This window comes from Paenibacillus favisporus, from assembly GCF_040545415.1.
Classification (GTDB): Bacteria; Bacillota; Bacilli; order Paenibacillales; family Paenibacillaceae; genus Paenibacillus_AQ; species Paenibacillus_AQ favisporus.
This window is the reverse complement of the sequence record NZ_JBEPLV010000001.1, coordinates 671,381-688,383: the sequence shown is the minus strand read 5'-3', so window position 1 is coordinate 688,383 and position 17,003 is coordinate 671,381. Positions and strand designations below refer to the sequence as shown.

18 protein-coding genes are annotated in these 17,003 nt (G+C 55.8%); 8 read left to right on the top strand and 10 right to left on the bottom strand.

Annotated features, from left to right (window positions below):
- Position 1: 1 nt before the first annotated feature.
- On the bottom strand, positions 2-820 hold the full coding sequence (locus ABID47_RS03375) for a carbon-nitrogen family hydrolase (RefSeq protein ID WP_354494910.1): 819 nt from the start codon (positions 818-820) through the stop codon (positions 2-4).
- A gap of 175 nt (positions 821-995) precedes the next feature.
- Between ABID47_RS03375 and ABID47_RS03370 the strand changes: the two genes are divergently transcribed.
- From ABID47_RS03370 to mtnB, 7 genes are all read left to right on the top strand, one after another.
- On the top strand, positions 996-2,207 hold the full coding sequence (locus tag ABID47_RS03370; RefSeq protein ID WP_354494909.1) for a pyridoxal phosphate-dependent aminotransferase: 1,212 nt from the start codon (positions 996-998) through the stop codon (positions 2,205-2,207).
- A 383-nt stretch (positions 2,208-2,590) separates the two neighbouring features.
- The gene (gene proB, locus ABID47_RS03365) at positions 2,591-3,694 is read left to right on the top strand and encodes a glutamate 5-kinase (RefSeq protein WP_116229740.1); all 1,104 of its coding nucleotides are present in this window, start codon (positions 2,591-2,593) and stop codon (positions 3,692-3,694) included.
- Positions 3,695-3,731: 37 nt separating this feature from the next.
- On the top strand, positions 3,732-4,979 hold the full coding sequence (locus ABID47_RS03360) for a glutamate-5-semialdehyde dehydrogenase (RefSeq protein ID WP_116229739.1): 1,248 nt from the start codon (positions 3,732-3,734) through the stop codon (positions 4,977-4,979).
- Between the two features lie 46 nt (positions 4,980-5,025).
- Positions 5,026-5,886 carry a pyrroline-5-carboxylate reductase gene (gene proC, locus ABID47_RS03355; protein ID WP_234489343.1) on the top strand — a complete coding sequence of 287 codons (861 nt, stop codon included), beginning with the start codon at positions 5,026-5,028 and terminating at the stop codon, positions 5,884-5,886.
- The gene (locus tag ABID47_RS03350) at positions 5,883-7,106 is read left to right on the top strand and encodes a 2,3-diketo-5-methylthiopentyl-1-phosphate enolase (RefSeq protein ID WP_354494908.1); all 1,224 of its coding nucleotides are present in this window, start codon (positions 5,883-5,885) and stop codon (positions 7,104-7,106) included. The genes proC and ABID47_RS03350 overlap by 4 nt, the downstream gene beginning before the upstream one ends.
- Positions 7,103-7,777: a 2-hydroxy-3-keto-5-methylthiopentenyl-1-phosphate phosphatase gene (locus tag ABID47_RS03345; RefSeq protein ID WP_251676965.1), complete on the top strand. Its 675-nt coding sequence runs from the start codon at positions 7,103-7,105 to the stop codon at positions 7,775-7,777. The genes ABID47_RS03350 and ABID47_RS03345 overlap by 4 nt, the downstream gene beginning before the upstream one ends.
- A gap of 2 nt (positions 7,778-7,779) precedes the next feature.
- Positions 7,780-8,457 (top strand): methylthioribulose 1-phosphate dehydratase, encoded by a 678-nt coding sequence (gene mtnB, locus ABID47_RS03340; protein WP_354494907.1) that lies wholly within the window; start codon positions 7,780-7,782, stop codon positions 8,455-8,457.
- A gap of 100 nt (positions 8,458-8,557) precedes the next feature.
- Here mtnB and ABID47_RS03335 read toward each other — a convergent pair whose 3' ends face one another.
- Positions 8,558-9,100, bottom strand: a complete 543-nt coding sequence (locus ABID47_RS03335; protein WP_354494906.1) for a hypothetical protein — start codon at positions 9,098-9,100, stop codon at positions 8,558-8,560.
- A gap of 189 nt (positions 9,101-9,289) precedes the next feature.
- On the bottom strand, positions 9,290-9,412 hold the full coding sequence (locus ABID47_RS03330) for a hypothetical protein (RefSeq protein ID WP_354494905.1): 123 nt from the start codon (positions 9,410-9,412) through the stop codon (positions 9,290-9,292).
- Positions 9,413-9,596: 184 nt separating this feature from the next.
- Here ABID47_RS03330 and ABID47_RS03325 point away from each other — a divergent pair, with 184 nt between their 5' ends.
- On the top strand, positions 9,597-9,977 hold the full coding sequence (locus ABID47_RS03325; protein WP_354494904.1) for a hypothetical protein: 381 nt from the start codon (positions 9,597-9,599) through the stop codon (positions 9,975-9,977).
- Positions 9,978-10,111: 134 nt separating this feature from the next.
- Here ABID47_RS03325 and ABID47_RS03320 read toward each other — a convergent pair whose 3' ends face one another.
- The 7 genes from ABID47_RS03320 to asnS all read right to left on the bottom strand — a co-directional run bounded on the left by ABID47_RS03320 (position 10,112) and on the right by asnS (position 16,962).
- Positions 10,112-11,023, bottom strand: coding sequence for a phosphotransferase (locus ABID47_RS03320; RefSeq protein WP_435530583.1), 912 nt, complete (start codon positions 11,021-11,023; stop codon positions 10,112-10,114).
- A gap of 291 nt (positions 11,024-11,314) precedes the next feature.
- On the bottom strand, positions 11,315-12,541 hold the full coding sequence (locus tag ABID47_RS03315; RefSeq protein ID WP_354494903.1) for a hypothetical protein: 1,227 nt from the start codon (positions 12,539-12,541) through the stop codon (positions 11,315-11,317).
- Between the two features lie 42 nt (positions 12,542-12,583).
- On the bottom strand, positions 12,584-13,039 hold the full coding sequence (locus ABID47_RS03310) for a hypothetical protein (RefSeq protein WP_354494902.1): 456 nt from the start codon (positions 13,037-13,039) through the stop codon (positions 12,584-12,586).
- Complete coding sequence (locus ABID47_RS03305) at positions 13,036-13,569, bottom strand: RNA polymerase sigma factor (RefSeq protein ID WP_240913289.1); 534 nt, start codon at positions 13,567-13,569, stop codon at positions 13,036-13,038. The genes ABID47_RS03310 and ABID47_RS03305 overlap by 4 nt, the downstream gene beginning before the upstream one ends.
- Positions 13,570-13,779: 210 nt before the next feature.
- Positions 13,780-14,667, bottom strand: coding sequence for an NAD-dependent epimerase/dehydratase family protein (locus ABID47_RS03300; protein WP_354494901.1), 888 nt, complete (start codon positions 14,665-14,667; stop codon positions 13,780-13,782).
- A gap of 286 nt (positions 14,668-14,953) precedes the next feature.
- Positions 14,954-15,646: a DnaD domain-containing protein gene (locus tag ABID47_RS03295; RefSeq protein ID WP_076170893.1), complete on the bottom strand. Its 693-nt coding sequence runs from the start codon at positions 15,644-15,646 to the stop codon at positions 14,954-14,956.
- A gap of 20 nt (positions 15,647-15,666) precedes the next feature.
- Positions 15,667-16,962: an asparagine--tRNA ligase gene (gene asnS / locus ABID47_RS03290; RefSeq protein WP_212967864.1), complete on the bottom strand. Its 1,296-nt coding sequence runs from the start codon at positions 16,960-16,962 to the stop codon at positions 15,667-15,669.
- Positions 16,963-17,003 lie beyond the last annotated feature (41 nt).

Genomic DNA, 17,003 nt, shown 5'->3' with positions numbered 1-17,003 from the left:
ATTACGGTTTACGGTAAATATCGGGGCGGCGGTCCTCGAACACCGGAATCCGGCCCCTCACTTCATCGACCAGCCCAAGATCCAGTTCACCGGTCACGATCTCTTCGCCCTCGCCGCCCTCAGCCACAATCTCGCCCCAGGGGTCGATGATGAGCGAATGGCCGAAAAACTCGGTGCTTCCGCTCACCCCGACGCGGTTGCAGGCGATGACATACATCTGGTTCTCGATCGCCCGGGCCATCAGCAGCGTGCGCCAGTGGTGCAGGCGCGGATGCGGCCATTCGGCGGGCACGATCAGCACCTTTACGCCGTTCAACGCCTGGGTGCGGGCCAGCTCCGGAAAACGGATGTCGTAGCAGATCGAAGCGCCGGCCTGAAAGCCCTCACGCAATGCAAAGTTCACGATTTCATCGCCAGCCTCAAGATGCTTCTCCTCGTCCATCAGCCGGAACAGGTGAATCTTGGAATATTGGGCCGTTGTGTCACCTTCCTCGTTAAAAACGTACATCGTGTTGTAGATGCCGCCGTCCTTCTTCTCCGCGATGGAGCCGCCAACGATCGTCACCCCGTGCCGCTTGGCAAAAGCCGATAACCATTCCCGGCTCTCCCTGCCATCCGGATCCGCGAGCTCCTGGATCTGCTCCAGCGCGTAACCGGTATTCCACATTTCGGGCAGCACCAGCAGGTTCGGCTTCGGCTCGGCAGAAACCGCCCGTTCCAGCAGGACTTCCATATGGAGGCGGTTCGCCTCCGGCTGGCCGATTTGAATATCGGCCTGTATTAAAGCGGCTCGCAGCACCGCGCGTTCAGTTAAAGGCATGATTGGTTCCTCCCCTGGATCATGGCGCGAACGGCTTGATCCGCAAATCTCATTTGTATACCATCATAGTCGCTGCCCATTCCGCGTGCAAGCAGTCATTTCCCTCTATACAGCCCGGATAAATCGTGATAGATTTAAACATATTATTCTCGAGTCCAGACCGGAGTGATTTGATATGCATTCATCAGAGGACAACGCACGTCCGACATCCGCTTTTCCCATCGTACCCGCCGAAGTGATGACCCAGCTGCCGACCCAGTTTTTCGCTACCCTCGTGCAGAAGGTGAACCGGGAAATCGCCGCTGGGCATGACGTCATCAATCTGGGGCAAGGCAATCCCGATACACCGACGCCGGGACACATCGTGTCCGCGCTGCAGGAGGCGGCAGCCAACCCGCTCTATCATAAATATTCGCCGTTTACCGGCTTTGCCTTTTTAAAGGAAGCGATCGCAAAGCGCTATCTCGAGGATTATGGCGTGGAGCTTGACCCTGAGAAAGAGGTTGCCATTTTGTTCGGCGGCAAAACGGGCCTGGTGCAGCTCCCGCAGATTTTGCTCAATCCCGGTGATCTGTGCCTCGTTCCGGATCCGGGATACCCCGATTACTGGTCCGGCGTAGCGCTGGCCAAAGCCGAAATGTCGTTTATGCCGCTGCTGGCGGACAACGCCTTCCTGCCGGATTACGGCCGGATCAGCCCGGCGGACCGGGCACGCGCCAAGCTGATGTTCCTGAATTATCCGAACAATCCGACATCGGCCGTCGCCCCGCTAAGCTTCTATGAGGACACGGTCCGCTTCGCCAGAGAGAACGGCATCGTCGTCGCAAGCGACTTCGCTTACGGCGCCATCGGCTTTGACGGCGAGCGCCCCGTCAGCTTCCTGCAGGCACCGGGCGCCAAGGAAGTCGGCATCGAATTTTACACCCTGTCCAAAACGTACAACATGGCTGGCTGGCGCGTCGGATTTGCGCTGGGCAACAGGGACGTGATTTCGCTCATCAACAACCTGCAGGATCATATCTACGTCAGCCTGTTCGGCGGCATCCAAGCCGCGGCCGCTGCGGCGCTCACCTCCTCCCAGGAATGCGTACAGGAGCTCGTGCAGCGGTATGAATCGCGGCGCAACGCCTTTTTCGACGGTCTCGGCCGCATCGGCTGGACGGCGGAGAAGCCGGGCGGTTCCTTCTTCAGCTGGCTGCCGGTGCCCAACGGCTTTACGTCGGAGTCGTTTGCCGACCTCCTGCTGAAAGATGCCAAGGTGGCGGTTGCTCCCGGCATCGGTTTCGGCCGGCATGGCGAAGGCTACGTCCGGGTCGGGCTGCTGACCTCCGAGGAGAGGCTGCAGGAAGCTGCCGAGCGGATCGGACGGCTGAATCTGTTCGTATAACCTTTTGCAAAGACCGCCGCTTCGTGGTATTCTAGGTGAAAATAAAGCGGAAGAACCAAAGGAAGCATATATAGAATCATAATGAAACGCGTTGACGGGACCAGTAAGAACGGCCACTCGCGCCCAGAGAGTAAATTCCACCGGCTGAAAGAATTTACCGCGAGCCCTTCCGAAACCTACCCCTGAGCGGCCTGCCTGTGTGCAGGACAGTGCCTTCTGTTACAGGGCCCAAAGCCGGATGATCCAATCATCAATAAAGGTGGTACCGCGGAAGTATAAACTTTCGTCCTTTACTCCAAAGGACGAAAGTTTTTTTGTTGTACCAGGATGTTTTTATGAGGAAAACAGAGCAGTCTTATATTAGAAAAGGAACGTGATATCCTATGCCATCTCGAGTCGTCGTCAAAATCGGCAGCAGCTCGCTCACTAGCGTTGAAGGCGGACTGAACCGCGATGCGGTCGCCTTCTTTGCGGACGAAATTGCAGCACTCATCAAAGCCGGATGCGAAGTGCTGCTTGTCACCTCCGGAGCCGTCGCCGCCGGTTTCCGGGCGATCGGCTACAGCTTCCGGCCCAAGCTTCTGCACGAAAAGCAGGCCGCGGCCTCCGTCGGCCAGGCGCTGCTTATGCAGGCGTACCAGGAAGCATTCGCCTCGCACGGCATCACCGCCGCGCAAATCCTGCTAACCCGCACCGACTTTTGCAGCCGCAAGCGCATGAACAATGCCAGCATGACCGTCGAGGAACTGCTGAAGCAGGGGGCGGTCCCCATATTCAACGAGAACGATACCGTTTCGGTTGATGAGCTGAAATTCGGCGACAACGACACGCTGTCGGCGCTCGTCGCCAATCTGGTCAAAGCCCAGCACCTGCTGATCCTGACCGATACGGACGGTCTCTATACGGCCGATCCGCGGAATAATCCGAATGCGATCCGGTTTGACCATGTCGGGGAAATTACCGAGGAGATCTACTCCATTGCCGGCGGTGCCGGTTCTTCCGTCGGTACGGGCGGCATGCGTTCCAAAGTGGATGCAGCCAAAATCGCCACCCGCGGCGGCGTGCCGGTCTTCGTGGGCCGCGTGACCGAGAACGGCGATCTTCGCAGCGCCATGGAAGGCCGCGGCAAAGGAACCTACTTCGACACCGAGCTGCACTCGCTGCCGATGAAGAAGCAGTGGCTCGGATTCATGTCCACACCGCTCGGCACTCTCTACGTGGACCGGGGAGCGGAGGAAGCGCTCGTTCATGGCGGCCACAGCCTCCTCCCCGTTGGCGTGAAGCAGGTCGAAGGCCAGTTTCATGCCGGCGACGTCGTCGAGGTGCTGAACCTGGAAGGGACGGTCTGCGGCCGCGGCATCGTCAATTATGACGATGAGCAGCTCAGGCGGATTCAGGGCTTGGGCAGTGCTGAAGTGATCCGGACGCTGGATACCGTTCACCGGCTCGAAGTGATTCATAGGGATGAGTGGATTACCTTAAAATAGGTTACTCACATAATAAGGACAAGGAGGCATTTATGATATGAGTGAAGTAAGATCAAAAGCAGAACGCGCCGGCGCTGCTGCCGCCGTATTAAACCGGCTGAGCACCGCCGAGAAAAATCAGGCGCTGCTTCGCATGGCTGAGGCGCTGCGTCAGAAGCAGGATGAAATTATCGCGGCCAACGTCGAGGACCTTGAGCGCGGCCGCCAGCAGGGAACTTCATCCTCGCTCCTCGACCGCCTGGCGCTTAATCCGCAGCGGATCGACGCCATCGCCGCAGGGCTCGAGCAAATCGTCGAGCTCCCCGATCCGGTCGGCGACGAGCTGGAGAATATCGAACGGCCAAACGGGCTCCGCATCCGCAAATACCGTGTACCGCTTGGCGTTATCGGCATCATTTACGAAGCGCGCCCGAACGTGACCGTCGACGCTGCCGGCCTGTGCCTGAAGACAGGCAATGCCGTCGTGCTGCGGGGCGGTTCCTCAGCCCTCTCCTCCAACCGCAAAATCGTCGAGGTGCTCCATGGCGCCCTCGCCACTACCGCCATTCCGCCGGAGGCGCTGCAGCTGATCGAGGATCCGAACCGTTCCTCGGTTGACGAGATGCTGAAGCTGAACGGCCTGCTCGACGTCGTCATTCCACGCGGCGGCAGCTCGCTCATCCGCACCGTAGTGGAAAACGCCACCGTGCCGGTCATCGAAACGGGCGCCGGCATCTGCCATACGTATCTGGATGAGACGGCCGATCCCGTGATGGCCGAGGAGATTTCGATCAATGCCAAGGTACAGCGTCCGTCGGTCTGCAATTCGATGGAGACGCTGATCGTGCACCAGGCGTATGCCAAGCAACATCTCTTGGCACTGGCCGGAACGTTCAAGGAAGCCGGCGTCGAGCTGCGCGGGGATGAAGAAACCCGCAGAATCGTCGACTGGGCTCTCCCGGTCACAGAAGAAGATTATGCAACGGAGTACAATGATTACATTTTGAACGTAAAAATTGTAGAATCGATAGATGAGGCCATGCAGCACATTGCTGCTTACGGTACCAAGCATTCCGAATGCATCGTTACCGCCGATCAGCGCCATGCCGAACGTTTCCTTCAGGAAGTGGACGCTGCCGCCGTATACCATAACGCATCCACCCGCTTTACGGACGGCTTCGAGTTCGGATTTGGCGCAGAGATCGGCATCAGCACGCAAAAGCTGCACGCCCGCGGCCCGATGGGCCTGCCGGCTCTGACTTCCACGAAATACATCATCCATGGAAATGGACAAATTCGCGGGTAATACCGGAGCTCTACAATACCGGCTTACCGCGCAAGGAGGAATTATAATGAGTCAACAACAGGCCATGATTGCCCAGCCCATTACCTTTTACGGTGCAGGAGCGATGGCGGAAGCCATCGTCAGAGGATTGATCGGAAGATCGGTCGTCAATGCCGGAAGCCTGACCATGCTGAACCGCTCCAACTCGGGACGGCTCGAAGAGCTCAAGCACCGCTACAATGTCAAAACGAACAATGATCCGGCAGAAACCACGGAAATTTTGCGTGAATCTCCGATTATCGTGCTCGCTATCAAACCGAAGGATGCGGCTAACGTGCTGCGCAAACTCGGTCCGCTGCTCTCCGATAACACGCTGATCGTATCCGTCATCGCAGGGCTCACCATCCGCACGATCCAGGATCTGCTCGGACGCAAGCAGCCCGTCGCCCGCACGATGCCAAACACCTCCAGCTCCATCGGCCTCGGCGCAACCGGCGTCTCCTTCTCCAAGGAAATCAACGACCAGGACCGCCAGACGGTCATGACGCTGTTCCAGGCCGTAGGTACGGTAACGGTCGTGGACGAAGAGAAGCTGGAAATTCTGACCGGCATCTCCGGCAGCGGCCCCGCTTATATCTATTACATGATGGAAGCGATGATGGCTGCCGGCATCCGCGGCGGCCTGACGCCGCAGCAGTGCAAGGAACTTACGGTGCAGACGGTTCTCGGCGCCGCACGGATGGTGCAGCAGACCGGCGAGGAGCCTGCCGCCCTCCGGGCGAAGGTGACGTCGCCGAACGGCTCCACCCAGGCGGCACTGGAGACGCTTGACAAAGGCGATTTCTTCGAAACGGTGATCGCCGCCGTGAACCGCTGCGCGGAACGCTCCCGGGAAATGGGGGCCGCGCTGAAGGAGGGAATTTCATGAGCCGCTGCACAGCCACGTATCGGCTGTATGACGACAAGGCCGACTTTCGTAAAAAGGCCGAATCGATCGCTGTCGGCATGACCGTCGGCAGCTGGACCGAGCTTCCCCAAGCGAAGCGGGAATCGATGCAGAAGCATCTTGGCGAAGTGCTCCAGGTGGACGTTCATGAGCCGGAAGGAGCCGCTCCCGGCGAGCGGTACGCCGACGTCACCATCGCTTACCCGGACATCAACTTCAGCCGCGACATTCCGGCCCTGCTCGTCACCGTTTTCGGCAAAATCTCGATGGACGGCAAAATCAAGCTGAACCGCCTCGGCTTTTCAGATCAATTCATGCAGGGTTTCCCCGGCCCCAAATTCGGCATCGCCGGCATTCGGGACATTCTAGGCGTCCATGACCGGCCGCTTCTGATGAGCATTTTCAAGTCAGTCATCGGCTTAAATGCGGACGAGCTGCGCGAGCAGTTTCTGAGACAAGCCCTTGGGGGAGTCGACCTGATTAAAGACGACGAGATCCTGTTCGAGAACGAACTGACGCCGATCGAAAAGCGCGTGGAAGTATGCCTGAAGGCGGCGGAAGCGGCACAGAAGGAAACAGGCAAGAAGCTGCTGTATGCGGCCAATTTGACCGGACCGACGTCCAGCTTGAAGAGCCAGGCGAAGAAGGCAATCGGCGCCGGCGCGAACGCGCTGCTGTTCAACGTCTTGTCCTACGGCTACGACGTGCTGCATGAACTGAGCAGCGATCCGGAGATCAACGTTCCGATCGCCGCGCATCCGGCCCTCGCGGGAGCCTTCTACCCGTCGCCGCATTATGGTATCTCTGCCTCGGTGCTGCTCGGCCAGCTTATGCGGCTCGCCGGCGCGGATCTGGTGCTCTTCCCTTCCCCTTACGGATCCGTGACGATGCCTAAGGCGGAAAACATGGCGATCCGTGACGAGCTGATCAGCCGGGAACTGCCCATGAAGGCCAGCATGCCGGTGCCTTCGGCGGGAATTCACCCCGGACTCGTGCCGCTCATCCTGCGGGATTTCGGAACCGACGTGGTCGTGAACGCCGGCGGCGGCATTCACGGCCATCCGATGGGTACGGAGGCCGGTGGACGGGCGTTTGTGCAGGCGATTGCTGCGGCGCAGCAGTCCATTCCGCTCGCCCAGTATGCCGAAGACGGCCATCCTGAGCTGAAGGCCGCCCTGGACGCCTGGGGAGGCGAACGATGACAGCCAAGAAACGCGTAATCTTTTGCGATTTTGACGGCACGATCACGCTGTCGGATAACATCGTGGCGATCATGAAGCATTTTGACCCGGCGGGGTACAAGCCGATCATGGAAGATACGGTCAGCCAGAAGATCACCCTGCGCGAAGGCGTCGGCGCCATGTTCGCCCTGCTTCCTTCTTCGATGAAGGACGAAATTGTCAGCTACGTCTTGGGCCGGGCAGGCATTCGCGACGGCTTTCGTGAATTTCTGGACTATGCTAAAGAGGAAAATATCGACTTTTACGTGACAAGCGGCGGCATGGACTTTTTTATCGATCCGCTCCTCGAGCCGTTCGGGATTCCGTCCGACCATATTTTTTGCAACAGCGCCGATTTCAGCGGAGAGCGGATCGAGATCCTCTGGCCGCACCCTTGCCAGGATCCCTGCCATAACGGCTGCGGGATGTGTAAAACGACGGTCATGCGCCGGTTTCCGGAAGACGAATACGAGCGGATTCTGATCGGCGACAGCCTGACCGACTTCGAAGGCGCCAAAATCGCCGACCTCGTCTACTCCCGCTCCATCCTGACGGACAAATGCGCGGAGCTTGGCGTGAAGCATGTTCCTTTTGAAACCTTTTTTGACATTATCGAGGACATGAAGAAGAAACAACGACAAGGAGTGCTGTAGACATGACCTTTGCCGGCATTAGCCTGGAGCATAAGCAGCAGGTTCTCGGGGAGTTGAGCCTGATCAAACAGCAGTTTGCCGCGAAGAACTGGTTTCCGGGAACCAGCGGCAATCTTTCGATGCGGGTGGGCGAATTTGACCCGGAGGCCTTTTATTTCGCCATTACGGCGAGCGGAAAAGACAAGTCGCTGACGACGCCGGAAGACTTTTTGTTCGTGGACAAGAGCGGCCGGGCGGTGGAAACGACCTCGCTGAAGCCCAGCGCGGAGACGCAAATCCACTGCGAAATATACCGTCTCACCGGCTGCGGCGCCGTGTTCCATGTGCATACGATCTTTAACAACCTGATCAGCGAATGGTTCGGGGAAGCCGGAGCCGTGCCGGCTCAGGGCATCGAGTTGATCAAAGCGTTCAACATTTGGGAGGAGAATGCGCCAATTTCCATCCCTGTGCTTCCGAACTATGCGGATATTCCCCGCATTGCCGAACTCGTGGAAGGCGCGCTGAACCCGGCCGTACCGGGAATCCTGCTGCGCAACCACGGCATTTATGCCTGGGGCAAAAACGCGTTTGAAGCGAAAAAGCATCTGGAGGCGTTTGAATTCATTTTTGAATATTTGTACCGCAGTATGCTTCTTCAGAACAGCGCCGCCCCGCTTACGCTGGATGGCCGTCGTTAATCAGCGGCGGAAGCAGTCCTGCTGCTCATGATGAAAAGAGCAAAAAATCCTTATTCCAAACCGGATCTGCCGGCGTCGGAGTAAGGATTTTTTTGTCCGGTTAAATACCCGATTCGATTGTTTTGAAAAGGATGGTATAGGCATTCTCCAGGTTTAAGAAAGGGTCGTTTTGTTCATCCAAGACCAAGGAAAATGTTTTATTCTGGTCTCCCTTCTTCACATAACCTAACGCAAATTCATTGGATTCGGAAGTATTCTTCCGGAGCAAGCCCTCGCCGCTCAAGAGAGGATCCGCTAAATTCGAAGTTTGTAAAAAAAAGATCGGAACGCCGTCCTCTAAGTTCAGTTCATTATTTTCCATGAGAGCTTCAAAATGAGACACATGCTTCTTCATGATAAACACGGCATCATAACGGGTTAAATTCGCGGCACCTTTCTCCAGATCTGCTTCTTTTAAGGTTACAAAGGTAACGTTGTTCTCCCTTACGGATGGCGCCCCTCCAACCACTCCGATCGTTAAGCCTCTGCCCTTATACTCAGGCATGCTGTAAGATTGGGGGACGGAAGCACATCCGGTAAGTAACAGTAGAAGCACTAACAGCGAGTAACCGATGATTTTCAGGACATGTTCCTCCTTATTCAATACGATATAACCATCTATAGCCCGGTTTCGATCTGCCTGAAGATATCGGAGTAAGCGCTTTTGACATTCGTCTCGTTTTTGGTGTCATTGTACAAACCTGTGCCAAATTGATGCCCTGTCCCTCCATCATATCCAAGTACGAAGAAACCGGGCCCCATGTCAGGCCAATCCTCGTAAGAAATCGTAGCATCACCACACTCCGACAATCAAGCTTCGGCCTTGATACAGCGGGGAGCTGAACGTATCTTTCTCTTGGCTGCAGCCCGCTAAGATGAACACAACCAGCAGGAAAGCAGTCATTATACTTTTCAATCGAGCGCCCCCTTCAAAAGATGCTTACGTTATTTTCTTTATATAAAACGCTTTAAGTGAGAGGGAAGTAACGCCTGATTCCTTTATGTAGGCCTGTCAAGACATCGAACATCCGGGCTATAATGGGATAAAAGAAAATTTTAGCACTGTGAACTTCATCTTATAAACAAAGGGGAAATATATAGTGTTGAAAAAATGGTATATCGGCGCGTCGGGAGCCTTGGTTCTGCTATCCGTTATACTGTGGCTAATGCTTCAGACCCATCTTCTATATCCGGCTTTTCCACTACAAGGGATCGACAAAAAGACGGCATGGAATCAGGGCATGCAGTCCGGCGATAAGCCTGCAGTCCTGTTGTCAGATGAAAAAAATACTTGGTATATCAGCCGGCTCAATTCACAGCAGAATGGTGAGCGCATCATTTCCATGCTGGAGAAGCAGGGGTGGGACTATAAGGAGCATGATGGGAGCGGCTATTTTTTCACGAAAGGAGACCGTACCCTCATCGCCACTACCCAAAGATGGGGCAGCCGGTTTGAGCTAACCAAAATCCCCAGCGATTAAGCCATGTTTACTGCCTTGGCATTCGGGGAGCTGGCACCGTCATGCTTTACTGGTTCGGTGGCGCTTTTCAAAAAAGATCGTCCGTTCCCGTTGGACCACGACCATACGCTCCCCGCGGATCATTATCAGCCGTTTCAATCACCGGACAAAGCCCGGCGAATACTGGCCCGCGCTTCTTCCGCCACAACGGTATCCTGGATTTGAACCGCCTGAGCCAAAAGGAGCATCGGAATAAACACGCCGATCAGCCTGGCCAGCAGCCTGGTTTCCTCATCCACTTCGCCATACTGTTCGAAGAACAGCTGCCTCTCTGCCGGCCCCAAAAAGCTGTAAGCGATATTGAGATCGCAGCCCGGATGGCCGACATTCAGATCTCCCCAGTCGATCACGCCGCTGATTTGTCCACGCTCGTCTGCCAGCATATTTTTAAAGTGCAGATCGCCATGGAGCATTACTTCCTGCGGGATAATCCGGTCCACGGTAACACGGTGGTTCAAATATTTCTGGATAGCATCATGCTCCTCCTTTGGCAGATGAGGCTTCAGGCTGGACAGGATGTCTACCATTTTCATCTTGCGTGAAGTTACGTCCGTCAGGTTCCGGTGGTCTTCCGAAGCCCACGCTTCCCTTGCCGTCCCCACCGGAAACGAATGAAGTTTACGCAGAAAGCTTCCTAAGGAAGCCGCCGATAAACTTCGCTGTTCATCGGTCAATCCAACGGGAAACGTTCCGGGAATATAGGTGTAACCCAGAAACGGAAATGGATATGCTTCGCTTTCCTGTCCGTAGAACACCGGTTTGGGATAGGGAAGCGTAATGTAATCGCGAAGGAGCGGCAGCAGCCTCCCTTCTGTGCGCAGAAGTTCTACGGCGAAACTTCTTCTTGGAAAACGGAACGTATAGCGGTCTCCCACCCTATAAACGGCGTTGTCCCAGCCTTCCCCAATCTGCCTGATCCGAAATCCGGCCAGATCCGGGAACTGGCTTTCGATCAGCTCGCAGACCAAAGCGTCCGTGATGTGAATATCGGCATCCCACTGGTTCATAGGTAAGATAATACCTCCTTCTCGGTTATGTCCTGGGCAAGCTGCGGACTTCCATGATAAAAACCTTCATACCCGATTCCGACCCGAAGTCATGCTAGAGCATGGGCTATCATAACATTTCTTGAAACAGGAAAGCAATCGATATCGTGCTCCATTGGTTACCGCTATAAGTCATTTGCTCGTAAGGCCCCAATGTCACCATACTTATCCTCTTTAATCCCCATAAAAAAACAGCCTGACTCAAGTCAGGCTGCATGAAGGGCTGAACAGTATCTTAGCGTGAATATCCGATTAAAAATCCCCGTGGCTTCTCTCCCGGCCGCTCGGTTTGGGCCCGGTCAACAGCCGGATGCCTACGCCGATCAGCAGCAGGGCAACGATGGCCGTTTTCAAGTAATGCGAAATCCGGTAATCGATATGGAACTCGGGAAACCGCGCTTCAAGCTCGGGAATGATCAGGCTCGTGGCGATATAATACACGCCGAGTACCATTAGGCCAATGCCAAGCCACTTCTGGTGCAGCTTGATACCTTCAATGACAGGCCGGTCGATGAGGGGCTCCCGCCCGTATCGGCTCGTCTGCTGCAGCCCGTCGAAGAAGGCGTAAAACCAGATGAGCGGAATAAGAAACATGAACAGGGACAGACGCAGCAAATCCAAAATGTAGACGCTCCCCAGGAAAATCACCATCAGCTGCAGCCCTCTTTTTTGCAGGCCCAGATACATATGTCCGGCTCCCGGAAAAGCAGACAGCAGCGTGGCGAGCACTTTGCTGCGGCGTCCTTCCGCCCTGCCGGCCTCCATCTCGTCGAACAGGGTGCGGTCCTCAACCCGTTCGCCGGCCTGCTTGCGGTGGATCAGCTGCACGGCGTCAAACATGCAGTACAGCCAGATGATCGGCAGGATGCCGAGGAACAGCATAAAGAACGCATGGCTGGTCAGGCCGGTCAGGAAGAACATGACGGTCCCCAGCCCAAAAAAGGCGATCAGGAACGACAGGCCCCGCTGCATCAATCCCATATGAAGATGTCCAAGCCCTGGAATAAAGGAGAGCAAAATCGTAAAGAAGCGCTCGTTCTCCGGGCTGGGCTGCGGATAAGGAGGGTACGGCTGCTGCGCATACATTCCTTCCTGGGCAAATTCGGGTCCATTCCCCGGAAACCCAGGCTGCCCCTGCCCGCTATATCCTCCCGGATAAGGACCGGCCCCCGGTTCCCAATGCGGAGGATAAGGCTGCGGCGGATACCCGGGTTGCGGAGCAGGCAAGCGCACCAGATACACGATCAGGTCCAGCATGCAGATCCCCCATAAGATAGCCGCACACAGAAGGGTAAAAGCAAAAAACATGCCGCCTTCACCCAGTGCGATCGACACCATTACTCCAAACAAAATGCCTCCAAAAAACAGCATAGGGTATATAACCCCTCTCAGCTTCCGTCCCATGTAATAGTGGCCGAGGCCCGGGATGAAATTGAGAATAAAAGCAGCCATCTTACTGCGTTGTGGATACAAAGTCATCGTTCCTTTCCTTGGTTCTGAATGGTCATCTGTTCCCTCTTTTTATGGCTTCAGCCGGTCCAGCCAGCCTGTCGTCACATGAACGAGCTTTTCACCATACGTCGGCTGACCGCCGATCCCCGTCTTTTGCAGCGTTTCCGGGCCCAGCTTGTCGAACCATCCGGTCGACAGGAATACGAGCGTAATGCAGGCCGCCACGGCGTAATGGAACATGCGATGCTCGTACCACCGCCGGCGCCAATTTTCGTTTGCTCCGCGCTCCGCATCCTTGTCATCGGAAGGAAGAGCATCCATGACGTTGTCGATGAACCGCTGCTCATATTCGAGACCGGGCAGCTTCGGCCCCAGATCATTCATGACCTGCATGTATGCCGCCAGGGCCGAATCGTCCTCCAGCAGCAGCGACTCCAGCGAATCCGCTTTTTCCGGGGAGCAAGCCCCCTGAATGTACTCCACCCAGTCCTGCGTTACCGGCTGGGAGCGTCCTTTGTGACTCATTTCCACTCCTCCTCCTTCCAATGGGTGCGGACCCAGCTTCTCGCCCGGTACAGCCGGGATTCCACCGTTTTGACGGCAATTCCCTGCTCCTTGGCGATCTGCTCGTAATTTTTTTCCTGAATATAAAAATGAATCAAAATTTCGCGGTGCTGCTGCGGCAGGCGATGTAACCTCCGTTCCAGCGTCTCTTTTTTCTCCTTCTTGACCAGCTGGGCCAGCAGATCCGCTTCACCGGATGGCCACTGGTTCAGCTGCTCTGCATCCGCAAGCTGGTCTTCCCTGCGTCTTCCCAGCTTTCTTTTAGCATCGATGGCTTTATGTAAAGCAATGCGGGTCAACCACGTCTTGAATCCTTGGGACCGGTATTCGGAGAGAGATTTATACACTTGTATAAAGGCTTCCTGGGCCGCGTCCTCGGCTTCCTTGGCATCTTTCAGCACCGAGTAGGCTGTATGGAACACATGCTGTCCGTAACGCTCCACGAGCGTGCGGAACGCGCTTTGGTCGCCATCACGAATTTGCTCGATCAATGCTTCCTCGTCAATAACTCTCTCCTCCTTCCCGTATCTATAGACGCCAGTCCTCCGGGGTAACCCTGCATGTTTTTCAAAAAAAATTCGTGCCAATATCATCCAAAAGAAAAACAGCCCCTCCCCGAAGGAAGAGGCTGCCCTAAATTACCGGTTGAATGAATCCGTGCATGGCTTCCCCAGGCCAGCTGAAGCGCCGCAAATGATTTTCTAAACAATCTCCTGCTGCGATAGCTGCTTGATCAAAGCCGGTACCCACAAGCGGATCGGCTTAAACGAATATCCCAGCCGTTCCGCCTTGGAGGTATCCATCGTCCAGGACTCCGGTACGCCAAAAGGAGAAGCATTTTCTTTCGCCGACTCCCGCTGGATGATGGCTTTGCGTCCCGTTTCCTTCTCGATCCAGCCAATGATGTCCGATAGTTTGACATCCCCCTGCGAGCAGGCATTGATCGGCCCTTCCACGCGCTGGGTTCTCAGCCAGCTCAGGAAAGAGGCGGCCTCTTCAGAATCGATCAACGACAGCTTGGCGCTCAGATTCGGCATGCCGATCGGCGTACCGCTTTGGACGCGCCGGATATGGAATTCAAGCCGCTCCGTGTAATCATCCTCCCCCAGCACGATCGGGAAGCGGACGGCGCATACCGGGAAGTCGGCCTTTTGGAAAAAGACAGCCTCGGCGAGCCGCTTGCCTTCCGCATAGGAGAAATCATCCTTGCCTCCCATCGTGATCGGATAAATGTACGGGTTGACGTCCTTCTCCTGATTACGGTGCGAAGAAGGATCGTACACCGACAGGGACGAGGTAAGTATGTATCTTTTGACTTTTCCCTGAAATACGTCACAGGCATCCTGGGCCGCTTGAGGGGAGTAGCAGATGTTGTCGTATACGACCTCCCACACCCTGCCGTCTGCCACGGCCTGGGCCAGAGATTCCTTATTCTCGCGATCCAGCACCAGCCGCTCTACCCTGTCGCCAAAGGGATCCGGTGTGTTTCCTCTTGTCGCGATGGTGACTTCATGCCCATCCTCCAGCAGCCGCTCAACAAGCCGTTTGCCGAAAAAACGGGTACCGCCAAGGATCAGTATGTTCTTCATGGATATCCTCCTTTTACGTAAAAAAAGCTTACAGCCCAGCTTCTTGAACACTATGAAATATTGTACCATACTCCTGCCTGCCGATCATGTTCCCGCCGCCCGCCGATCGGCCTTTTTTATAGCGAAACGTCCATCGAATCGGCGCACATTCAGGCGGAAACCAAACCGCTTCCAAGCAGCAGCTGTCCTTACCTGATTCAAACACGCGGCCTAATCGTTCTGTTCAGACGCTAAAAAAGCGTACCCTTCCGTTTAACCGGAAAGGCACGCTTTGAACTCTCTGATGTCAGGCTCTGCCGCCGCCGCGGAACTTCTGCGTGTAGGCTCTGGCGTCCTCGGCACTACGCACCCGGTTGCGGCTCCATTCCAGCAGGATCCGGTCTATGTACCGAAAATGGACCTTGCCGGCAAAGACCGCCTCCTTCAGCGCCATGCGGATGAGCTCCTCAGGGTAACGGTCCTGGTCCATCCAACCCGAAATCGTTTCGCATTCCATCGGTGAGAGAGGACGGCCGAATTCCTTTTCGAAAACGGTAAACATATTGCTGCTGTCCGTCTCCGGCTTGGCCGCCTTCTTCGTCCGTCTGTTTGCTGCCTGGGTACGCTGCTTCTCCTCGCTCGCCAGGCACAGGCTCAGCTGATGATACAGACCGGACAAGTTGTACCGTTCATATTGAATGCCGCGCAGCTCGTCCAGCTCCTCATCGATGGCGATGAACCCTGCCCTCATCAGCTTCTGCAGCGACTCCGCAATCGACTGGGCGCCGGATCCCGTAACCTCCTCCAGCTCCTCCATCGTCGGAAAGTCCTTCTGCTCGACCTGCTTGAACGCAATCAGGTGAACGAGCAGCATCGCTTCGCTATCCGTCAGCTTCAGCTTGCGGTAATGGCGAAGCAGCACATACGGAATGACCGCCATGCCTGCCCCGAGTCCGGATGATGCTCCCTCGGCCCATGTCTTCCAACCTGCATTATCCATGAGCTCCACCTCTTCCGGCATTATGGGTACAAGCGGTACAGCGTCCGCGGGAACGGGATCGTCTCGCGCACATGATCCAGACCGCAAATCCAGGCTACCGTCCGTTCCAATCCAAGACCAAATCCGGAATGCGGCACGGTTCCGTATTTACGCAGGTCCAAGTACCATTGGTAGGCGTCCGTGGACAGCTCATGCTCCTTGAAGCGTTCCTCCAGCAGCTGCGGATCGTCGATCCGCTGCGAGCCGCCGATAATTTCGCCATATCCTTCCGGAGCGATCATGTCAGCACACAGCACGACGTCCGGACGGTTCGGATCCGGCTTCATATAGAACGCCTTGATGCCGACCGGATAGTGCGTAATGAACACCGGCTTGTCGTAATTTTCGGCAATCGCTGTTTCATGCGGAGCGCCAAAATCCTCGCCCCAAGGGATATCGAAGCCTTGTCCATGCAAAAATTCGATCGCTTCATCGTACGTGATGCGCGGGAACGGCGCCTGGATGTTCTCCAGCTTGGAGACATCGCGTCCTACCGCTTCCAGCTCTGCCCGGCAGTTTTTGACGACGGACTGCACCACATGCGTAATAAACTGCTCCTGCACACGGAGGCTCTCTTCGTGATCCGTAAATGCCATTTCCGGCTCGATCATCCAGAACTCGATCAAATGGCGCCGGGTTTTGGACTTCTCAGCACGGAAAGTCGGTCCGAACGAATACACCTTACCGAGGGCCATCGCCGCGGCTTCCATGTACAGCTGACCGCTCTGCGTGAGATAGGCGTCCTCCTCGAAGTATTTCGTATGGAACAGGTTCGTGGTCCCTTCGGCCGACGTCGGCGTCAAGATCGGCGGGTCCACCAGGGTGAAGCCGTTCTGGTCGAAGAACTCCTGCACAGCGCGGATAATTTCAGCGCGGATCACCAGGATCGCCCGCTGCTTGGACGATCTGAGCCACAGGTGGCGGTGATCCATCAAGAAGTCGACGCCATGCTCTTTCGGCGTAATCGGGTAGTTCTCCGTCAGATGAATGATTTCTACATCCGTGACGGTCATCTCATAGCCGGACGGACTGCGCGGTTCCTCGCGCACGACGCCTGTGACATACAGGGAGCTCTCCTGCGTCAAGCTTTTCGCGTCCTCCCACACTTTATCCGTGACTTCGCTCTTGACGACGACGCCCTGGATGTATCCGGTGCCGTCGCGCAGCTGCAAAAATTGAATTTTACCGCTGGAACGCTTGTTGTTGATCCAGCTGCCAATCGTGACGGTTTCACCCACGTGCTTGCTTACGTCACGAATTACACATTTGGTGGCCATGCCTCAATCTCTCCCTTAACTTTACTTGCCTGTATCCCTTC